Genomic DNA, 255 nt, shown 5'->3' with positions numbered 1-255 from the left:
GGCCGTTCGCCGGAGGACTCTGAGTAGTGTTCTGTGCGGCGATACTGCTGGGGCTTTGGCTTTCCGTCGCCGGTTACGGTTGGCGTTTCAGGCTGGCGTATCTGGCCCAGTTTTCTCCGGCTGAATCAGCGTGTTTGAAGGCCACTTGGTAGCTGTAGCCGAGTGCGTCCGCGACTAGTGGCGGCGGCATCTGGGTGACGAGGTCGTCGAGCGAGCGGTTGCGGGCTCCTGTGAGCTGGATACCGAGCGAGCCGA

1 pseudogene is annotated in these 255 nt (G+C 62.7%); it reads right to left on the bottom strand.

Annotated features, from left to right (window positions below):
• Positions 1-73: 73 nt before the first annotated feature.
• Positions 74-255 (bottom strand): annotated as a pseudogene (locus HGO92_RS23335) (recombinase XerD); the annotation flags it as partial.

The sequence above is a fragment of the Crystallibacter degradans genome (assembly GCF_012952295.1).
GTDB lineage: Bacteria > Actinomycetota > Actinomycetes > Actinomycetales > Micrococcaceae > Crystallibacter > Crystallibacter degradans.
Note: the sequence above shows the minus strand (reverse complement) of the source record. Positions and strands in the feature narration are given on the sequence as shown.